The sequence below is a fragment of the Aquipuribacter hungaricus genome (genome assembly GCF_037860755.1).
In the GTDB taxonomy this organism is placed as follows: domain Bacteria; phylum Actinomycetota; class Actinomycetes; order Actinomycetales; family JBBAYJ01; genus Aquipuribacter; species Aquipuribacter hungaricus.
The window spans coordinates 1-8,091 of record NZ_JBBEOI010000167.1 but is presented as its reverse complement, the minus strand read 5'-3'; the positions used below and the strand labels follow the sequence as shown (position 1 = coordinate 8,091).

Here is an 8,091-nt window from a genome sequence, read left to right as displayed (position 1 = left end):
CCCCGGACCTAGGAGCGCCGGTGGTCGGCCCGGGGTGGCCCGGTGCGCACCCGCAGCGGGCCCGCGGCGCCGGGCGCGCCCCCGGGCTGGCCGACCAGCTCGAGCCCGGGCAGCAGCCGGGCGACCTCCTGCAGGACGACCCGGGCCTCCAGCCGGCCGAGGGAGGCGCCCAGGCAGGCGTGGACGCCGTGGCCGAAGGCGACGTGGCGGCCGACGTCCGGGCGCGAGACGTCGAACAGGTCGGGCCGCCCGAAGACGGCGGGGTCGCGGTTGGCGCCCCACAGCGACAGGGCGACGAGCTCGAACGCCGGGACCGGCCCGCCGGCCAGCACGACCTCTGCGAAGGTCCACCGGGGCGGGGTGATCTCCACCGGTCCCTGGTAGCGCAGGGTCTCCTCGACGGCAGCAGCGGCGAGCCCCGGGTCGGCGACCAGGGACCGCCACTGGTCCGGGTGCTCGAGCAGCAGCCGCAGCGCGGTGGCGACGGTGTGGACCGTCGTCTCCTGCCCGGCCACGAGCAGCAGCTGGACCATCGCGACCAGCTCGTCCCGGTCCAGCCGCCCCGCGTCCAGCTGGGCGACCAGGTGGCTGAGCAGGTCGTCGGCCGGGTCCCGGCGCCGGCGGGCCGCCAGGTCGTCCACGTACGCCGCGAACTGCTCGACCGCGCCCGTCCCCCCCGGGTCCCCGGACACCACGGCGGCCGACCAGGCGCGGAACTGCCCCCGGTCCGCCTCGGGGACGCCGACCATCTCCGCGATGACGCCCACCGGTACCGGGTCGGCCAGCTCGCGCACGACGTCGACCTCGTCGAGCTCCGCGGCACGCTCCACGAGGCGCCGCGCCAGGACCCGGACCCTGTCCTCCAGCCGGGCGACCGCACGGGCGGTGAAGGCCGGGGCCACCAGCGCGCGCAGCCGGGTGTGGTCCGGTGCGTCGAGCTCGATGAGCTGCCGGGAGGCGACCCGCGCCGCCTCGCCGGCGGGGCGCGGGGACCCCCCGGCGGGGTGGTGCCGGTGCACCTCGTGACCGAGCGCCGGGTCCCGGAGCGCGGAGCGGACGTCGTGGTGGCCGGCGACCACCCACCACCGCCGCCCGGACGGGTCGACCTGGGGCACAGGCCGGCCCGCCCGGCGCACCCGGGCGTAGAAGCCGTGGGGGTCCGCCCGGGTCGCGGGCTCCCACAGCTCCTGCTCGCCGAAGGTGCCGGCGCTCAGGGGAGGAGCTCGCTGCGGGACCGGCCCGCAGCCCGGACGACCGTGGCCTTCTCGGCCTCGCTCATGCGCCCGCGCGCCACGAAGTCCGCCGCCGTGGCCGCCACGCGCGAGACGAAGCGGCCGAGGGTCGGGAACGGCGCGCCGTCCCATACGACGTCGAGGAAGGTGAGGCCGTCGTCACCGGGGGAGGTGACGCCGGCCTCCGGCACGTCGTAGCGGGGCAGGTCGTCGTCCCTCGTCCGGTTCGGCACGCCGGTGTCGAGCGCCCCGAAGACGACGGTCGGCTCGACGCGGCGGAAGTACGCCGAGTGCGCCTCGGTGTCGCCGACGTACCAGGGGCGCAGCGTCCACCCGCCGGCAGCCAGGAGCGGGTCGCCGGCGGCGGTGGTGCCTGCCGGGGTGACCGCGCGGCCGTAGTCCCCGTCCAGGCGCAGGTGCCGGTAGAGGCTGAGCTCGCGGAACCCGCCGTCCTCCTCCCGGCCCAGGAGCGGCATGAGCAGCGGTCCCCAGAACACCGACTGGGTGTCGGGCCGGTCGAGGGCCCGCTCGACGCGGACCGAGAACGGCATGGAGACCTCGACCACGTCGCCGGGCGACCACGTGCGGTCGACCGAGACGTACGTCCCCGGCCTGCCGGTGGCCACGGCGACCCCGCCCACGCTGACCCGGAACCCCTTCGTCGCCCAGTGTGGGACACGGAGCCGCAGCTCGAGCCTGCCGCTCCCGTCGACGGTCAGGCGCGAGGTGTGCGCCCGTGGGAAGCCGGTCGTCTGCGTGACGGTGAAGCCCCGCTCCGCCCAGTCCAGCGTCGTGCTCATGTACTGGTTGACGTACAGGGTCGACCCGTCGGCCGAGCGGGCGAAGACCGTCTCCTGGTGCTTGGTGTGCACCTCCAGACCCGTCCCGCCGCAGCAGGTCCCGGTGTTGCCGTAGGACTTCCCCACCCCGGGCGTGAGCGGCTGGAAGTACGTCACCTGCGGGTTCGCCGTGCTCGCGGTGTCGGCGCGCGTCCCGGCGAGCTGGTTGAACAGCGCCCGCTCGACGTACTCCATGTAGCGGGGGTCCTGGTCGTGGAAGAACAGGTTCGTCGCGAGCTTGGACAGGTTGTAGGTGGTGCAGCTCTCGGACCCGCCGGCCGCGATGGCGTTCGCGATGTTGTCCCGGTTCTGCAGCATCTCGATGTTGTTGTTGGACCCCGGGTAGTTGCCGCCGGTGCCGCCGTTGGCGAACATCCGGTGCGGGACCACCATGCCGAAGAAGTGCGCCGCGGCGTCGAGGTAGTCGCGGTCGCCCGACTGCTCGTACACCCGCAGGTAGCCGGTGAAGCCCGGCACGTGCTGGTTGGCGTGCAGCCGGGCGGGACGGCGCCGGCCGTACGCGGCGGGGTCGGTGACCACGAGGATGTCCCGGTCCTCGACCGTGGCCTGGAACAGCGACTCCCGGTTGTCGAACAGCGTCGCGGTCCGCAGGTGGGTCTCGTCGCCGGTGAGGGCGTAGAGCTCGGGGAACACCTCGTTCGCGCCGCCGTACTCGCCCGCGATGTAGGTGTCCCACATCAGGTCCAGGTCGTCGCGCGTCGGGCCGCCGGTGTAGTCGGGGTGGCGCGCGTCCCCGACCGTGAGGGCCAGGTGCGCCCAGCCGGCCATCCGCACCACGACGTCCCGGGCCGTCTCGTTTCCGGTGAGGACGTAGGCGTCCAGCAGGCCCCGCATGATCTTGTGCTGGGTGTACCAGGGGGCCCAGACGTTCGCCGACAGGTCCCCGCCGTAGACGGCGAACCGCGGGGGACCGAGCCGGATGACGGCGTCCTCGGGGATCGCGCCCAGGTAGCCCGGGTGGGTGGGCGTCCAGAGCCGGGTGTCGGTGACCACGGCGACGATGCCCGCGTCCCGGCCGTTGGCGGAGGAGTCCAGCGCCGTCGTGCCGCCGTCCTCCTCGAAGCCGTACCAGGCGATGTTGCCGCCGCCGGTGGTGCCGGCCGCCGACGTGGTGAGCGAGGCGACCTCCGCGGGCGACAGCGCGCGGTCGAACACGTGGAACTCGTCGAGCGTCGCGTCCAGCGGGGCGTCGCCGTAGTGCGAGCGGCCGATCCAGACGTTTCCGGGGACGCCGAGGGAGGACGGGTCCAGCGTCATGGCGGGGTTCGTGGCGACCGGCGTGCCGTCCACGTAGAGCGTCCCCACGCCGTCGGCGAGGGTCACCGCCAGGTGCACCCACTGCCCGACCGGCAGCGGCTGCGTCCCCGTGAGCTGCTGCTCGGCGCCGGAGCCGCCGACGGTGATGGCGAAGCGCGGGGGCGTCCCCGCGACCCCGGCCCGCGGGGTGAGGAACATGTTGACGGCCGTGCTGGAGCCGAAGTCGAACACCCGGGACCAGGTGGCTTCCGAGCCCAGGTTGACCCAGGTCGCGACGGTGAAGGCCCTGAGCTGCGACACGGTCTCCTGCGGCAGCCGGACGTGCTGGGCCTGGCTCGGCCCGTTGAGCCGAAGGCCCTTCCCGTGGCGCCCGGCGACGCGGCCGACCACGGGCTCGGGGAGGGGCCCGCCGCCGCCGGTGCCGAGGCGGGCCGTGATCGCCTCCTGGCAGGCGGCGAGCTCGGACACCATCCAGTCGAGCTTGTCCTTGAACACCTGCTCGCCGGCGTCGGCGTGCGCCTGCGCGAGGGCGGTCATGTAGTGCCCCGCCCAGTGGCCGCTCAGCAGGCCGCCGTCCTCCCAGCCACCCGGCACGGCGACGCCGGGCGGGTTGGGCCGGCCCGCCTGCTGGTTGAACAGCACGAGGAAGCGGCGCTCGTCGTACTGCCGCAGGAACGCCTTCATGCGGTCGCGCTTCTCGGCCATGAGGCCCGGTCCCAGGGTGAGCTCGTGCAGCCGGAACGGCCGGACCGGGGCCGTGCTCCCGGCGCCGACCCACGGGATGCCCGCCGGGTCGACGGTGACCACGGGGGCCCCGGCGACGGCGGCCGTCGCCGGCAGCCCTCCGGAGGTGGCGGCGAGCGCGGCCCCCACGACCGAGGCGCCCACGAAGGTCCGGCGGCTCAGGTGCCCCGGTGCGGTGGTCTCCCGGTCGTCCGTCACGTCCGTCGGCGGGGCGCTGCTGCGGTCCATGGTGTGTCCTCCCGTCGTGCCACCCGGCGTCGGTGCCCGATGACGCTGCGACCGCCCGGGCGTGGGCCAGGACCTGCCCCGGGCCGGCCGCCCACGTCGGCGGCCGGTCGGGCAGGAACGGGCGGTGCACGTCTGTGTTACCGGTCACGCGGCGGGTCGTGACAGAGAGTTTCGTAAGGTTTCGGCACCGTTACCGTTCTGTGATCTGTGGACCGGCTGCAGCTCACGCCGCCGGTCCGCTGGGGATGAGGCTCAGGCGGCGGCGGTGAACCGGGTGGCCGACAGGCCGCCGTCGACGTCGAGCAGCGCGCCGTGGACGAACACCGCCTCGTCGCTCACCAGCCAGCGGACGGCGGTGGCGATGTCGACCGGGCGGACCGGGCGCCCCGCCGGGGTGCCCGCGGTCATCGCGGCCAGCGCGTCCTCGGAGCCGGCGTTGCCCGGGGTGGACGTGGCGCCGGGCGCGACCGTGTTGACGCGGACGCCGCTCGGGCCGTACTCCGCGGCCCAGGTGCGGGTGAACTGCTCGACCGCGGCCTTGCTCGCGGTGTAGGCGGCGCCGAAGGGGACCCCCGTGCGCGCCATCCAGGACCCGACGACCACGACGGAGCCCGAGCCCCGCTCCGCCATGGCCGGGGCGAGCGCGCCCACGAGGACGTGCGGGGCACGGACGTTGGTGGCCCACACCGCCTCGAGGTCGGCGTCGGAGGTGGTCGCCGTGGGCCCGACGGGGTAGACGCCGGCGTTGTTGACGAGGATGTCGACGCGCCCGCCCAGCACGTCGCTCGCCCGGCGGGCGAACGCGCGGACGGCGTCGGGCGAGGCGCCGAGGTCGGCCGTGACCGCGTGGGCGGTGCCGCCGTCGGCGCGCACGGCGTCGGCGACGGCCTGGGTGCGGTGGGCGTCGCGACCGGTGACGACCACCTCGGCGCCGGAGGCGGCGAGCACGCGGGCGACCGCCTCGCCGATGCCGCTGGAGGAGCCGGTGACGACGGCGGTGCGGCCGGCGAGGCGGGTGTCGCGGGGGAGGGAGGACAGGGCGTCAGAGTTGGACTGCATGGTCCATTCCTAGCAGCAGCTGGACCGGACGGTCCAGTCGTCTACGCTGATGAGGTGGCCGAGCTGACGGAGAAGGGGCGGCGCACGAGGAGTCGCATCGTCGAGGCGACGGCGCAGCGGATCCTCGACGCCGGCATCGACGGCACGAGCCTCGACGACGTCCGTGCCGCGACCCTGACCAGCAAGAGCCAGCTGTTCCACTACTTCCCCGGCGGCAAGGCGGAGCTCGTCCGGGAGGTGGCGCTCTGGGAGGGCAGGCAGCTCCTCGCCGCCCAGGAGCCACACCTCAGCGACCTGTCGACGTGGGAGTCCTGGGCCGCCTGGCGCCGCGGCCTCGAGGAGTACTACCTGGGTCTCGGCCGGTGGGCCTGCCCCATCGGCTCGCTGACGGCGCAGATGGCCGCCACGGACGCCGAGACCGCGGAGCTCCTGCGGGCGGGGTGGACCGGGTGGCGCACGCGCGTGGCCGACGGGGTCCGCCGGATGCAGGCCGGCGGGCACGTCGACCCGGGGGCCGACCCCGACCGTCTGGCGGCGGCCGTGCTCGCCGCGGTCCAGGGCGGGCTCCTGCTCAGCCAGCCGGAGCGGTCGAGCTGGCCGCTCGAGGCCGCGCTGGACTCGGCGTGGGCGACGTTGGAGTCGCTGCGGCCCGGGGGACGGGCCGCTCAGCCCTCCTGAGCGACGACCGGGGCGCCGGTGGTGCCGGCGCTGCTGGTGCTGGTGGCTGTGCCGGTGATGCTCGTGGCGATGCTGCCCGCGGCCCGGTCCACGGCGGCGGCCACGGCCTCCCGGTCGCCGCTCTCGGAGTCGTGGACGAACGCGGTGACGCCTGCACGTGCGCCGCAGTAGCCGACGACGCCCTGCTCGAGCTGCGTGCGGAAGGACCGGGTGTACCCGTGGCGGTCGAACGAGCCGGCCGAGGTGCCGGACAGGGGCAGCAGGTGGACGGTGAGCCGCTGCAGCCGTGGGACGACCGTGCCGTCCTCGTCGAGGTCGAACGCCCAGCCGGCGACGAGGACCCGGTCCACCCAGCCCTTGAGCAGCGCGGGCAGCGACCACCACTGCACCGGGAACACCAGCACCAGGTGGTCGGCCTGGTCGACGCGCCGGTGCTCGGCGAGGACGTCGGGGCCAGGCGTCGCCTGGCCGAGGTACGCCCGACGGTCGGCGAGGGTCCACCTCGGGTCGAAGCCCTCCTGGGCGAGGTGGGCGACGGTGACGTCGTCCGGCCCCAGCAGGTCCCGCAGCCGCCGCGCCGCGTGGTGGGTGAGCGACGTGGAGTCCGGGTGGGCGGTGAGCACGAGCGTGCCGCCCGGGGTCGCGTCGGTCGACCGGGTCACGCGACGAGGGTAGGCGCGGTCAGGAGGCGCGCCTGCGGTCCCACGTCCCAGGGCGACCGGCGGCGCCGCCCCGCCGACCGCGGCGGCCGAGACCGCATCGCCCGCGTGGTCCGGGGCGAGCTCACCGTCGACGTCGCCGAGCGGGTCCCGCTCGCCGACCTGGCCGGCGTCCACGCCCGTACCGCCGCGGGCACCCTGTCCGGCAAGGTCGTCGTCGTCCCCTGACCCGGTCCCGCCCGTCAGCCGGGCCCGTCGGTCAGCCGGGCCCGTCGGTCAGCCGGGTGCTCCGTCAGACCGGCACGGCCCGCCGCCTCAGGTCGAGGCTCGGTCCCGCGTGGCGCCGGCGGTCGCCGTGCGGGGTGCCTCGGGGCCGCCGTACCAGTCGACCACCATGACGGTGGCGTCGTCCCTCAGCTGGTCCTCCGTCGCCGCGAGCACCGCACGGGTGAGCACCTGGACCACCTCGCGCGGGTGCTGGTCCACCACCTGCCGGAGCACCCCGCGGACGTCGGCCCCGGCCGCCTCGCGCTCGAGCATGCCGTCGGTGAGCAGCACCAGGCGGTCGCCCGCCTGCAGCCGGAAGGTCTGCGACCGGTAGGCGGACCCCGGCAGGAGGCCGAACGGCGGGTCGGCGTCGAGCACGACGTCGGTGACCTGCCCGTCGCGCACGAGCAGCGGGGCCACGTGCCCGGCGTTGACCACCTGGCAGGTACCGGTGGCCATGTCGACGCGGACGAGCTGGCCCGTGACGTACTGCTCGGGCGTGGCGTGGGCCGCGAGGTCCGCCGCGGCCCGCTGCGCCTGCTCCAGGACGCTGGTGCGGGCGCGGCGGCTGTTGCGCAGGCTGGACACCACGAGGGTCGCGAGCAGGGCCGACACGACGCCGTGGCCGACGGCGTCGGTGATCGACAGGTGCAGGGTGTCCTGGTCCAGGGCGAAGTCGAAGGTGTCGCCGCCCGCGTCGTGCGCGGGGACCTGCCAGCCGGCCAGGGTGAACCGGCCCGCCTCGCAGGTGTACGAGCCGGGCAGGAGCCGGCGCTGGATCTCCGCCTGCAGCGACAGGGGCACGCTGCGCTGGCCCCACTCGTACAGGTCGGTGTAGCGGCGGTCGGCGATGACCACGTAGGCCAGGGCGTGGGCCGCCTCGCCCAGGTACGCCAGCTGCACCTCGTCGGGCGGTCCCGCCAGCAGCAGCTCCAGCACCCCCACGGCCTCGCCGCGGGCCGTCACCGGGGCGAAGACCCGCACCTGCTCGGGGTCCTCGCCTGCAGCGGCCTCGGCGGCCTCGATCTGGACCTGCTGCGTGCGCAGCGCCGCCCCGGCCGGGGTGCCCCCGGCGGCCACCGCGCCCGGCGCCGCGCGGGAGGCGGG

6 protein-coding genes are annotated in these 8,091 nt (G+C 75.6%); 1 reads left to right on the top strand and 5 read right to left on the bottom strand.

Annotated features, from left to right (window positions below):
- Positions 1–8: 8 nt before the first annotated feature.
- The 3 genes from WCS02_RS14820 to WCS02_RS14810 form a co-directional block, all read right to left on the bottom strand.
- The gene (locus WCS02_RS14820; protein ID WP_340294560.1) at positions 9–1,115 is read right to left on the bottom strand and encodes a cytochrome P450; all 1,107 of its coding nucleotides are present in this window, start codon (positions 1,113–1,115) and stop codon (positions 9–11) included.
- Positions 1,116–1,210: 95 nt separating this feature from the next.
- Complete coding sequence (locus WCS02_RS14815; RefSeq protein WP_340294559.1) at positions 1,211–4,321, bottom strand: beta-L-arabinofuranosidase domain-containing protein; 3,111 nt, start codon at positions 4,319–4,321, stop codon at positions 1,211–1,213.
- 252 nt (positions 4,322–4,573) lie between these two features.
- Positions 4,574–5,380, bottom strand: a complete 807-nt coding sequence (locus tag WCS02_RS14810) for an SDR family NAD(P)-dependent oxidoreductase (RefSeq protein WP_340294558.1) — start codon at positions 5,378–5,380, stop codon at positions 4,574–4,576.
- Positions 5,381–5,434: 54 nt separating this feature from the next.
- Between WCS02_RS14810 and WCS02_RS14805 the strand changes: the two genes are divergently transcribed.
- On the top strand, positions 5,435–6,058 hold the full coding sequence (locus WCS02_RS14805; RefSeq protein ID WP_340294557.1) for a TetR/AcrR family transcriptional regulator: 624 nt from the start codon (positions 5,435–5,437) through the stop codon (positions 6,056–6,058).
- On the opposite strand, the gene WCS02_RS14800 is transcribed toward WCS02_RS14805, so the two are convergent.
- Together WCS02_RS14800 and WCS02_RS14795 are read right to left on the bottom strand one after the other, a co-directional pair.
- On the bottom strand, positions 6,046–6,720 hold the full coding sequence (locus WCS02_RS14800; RefSeq protein WP_340294556.1) for an NAD(P)H-dependent oxidoreductase: 675 nt from the start codon (positions 6,718–6,720) through the stop codon (positions 6,046–6,048). The two genes, WCS02_RS14805 and WCS02_RS14800, sit on opposite strands and share 13 nt — an antisense overlap.
- A gap of 312 nt (positions 6,721–7,032) precedes the next feature.
- A partial coding sequence (locus tag WCS02_RS14795) for a PP2C family protein-serine/threonine phosphatase (RefSeq protein WP_340294554.1) occupies positions 7,033–8,091 on the bottom strand: 1,059 nt, incomplete at its 5' end.

Excerpts from the sequence above, each read along its gene's own strand:
- WCS02_RS14815 (WP_340294559.1), bottom strand. The coding sequence starts at position 4,321 with ATGGACCGCAGCAGCGCCCCGCCGACGGACGTGACGGACGACCGGGAG.
- WCS02_RS14810 (WP_340294558.1), bottom strand. The coding sequence starts at position 5,380 with ATGCAGTCCAACTCTGACGCCCTGTCCTCCCTCCCCCGCGACACCCGC.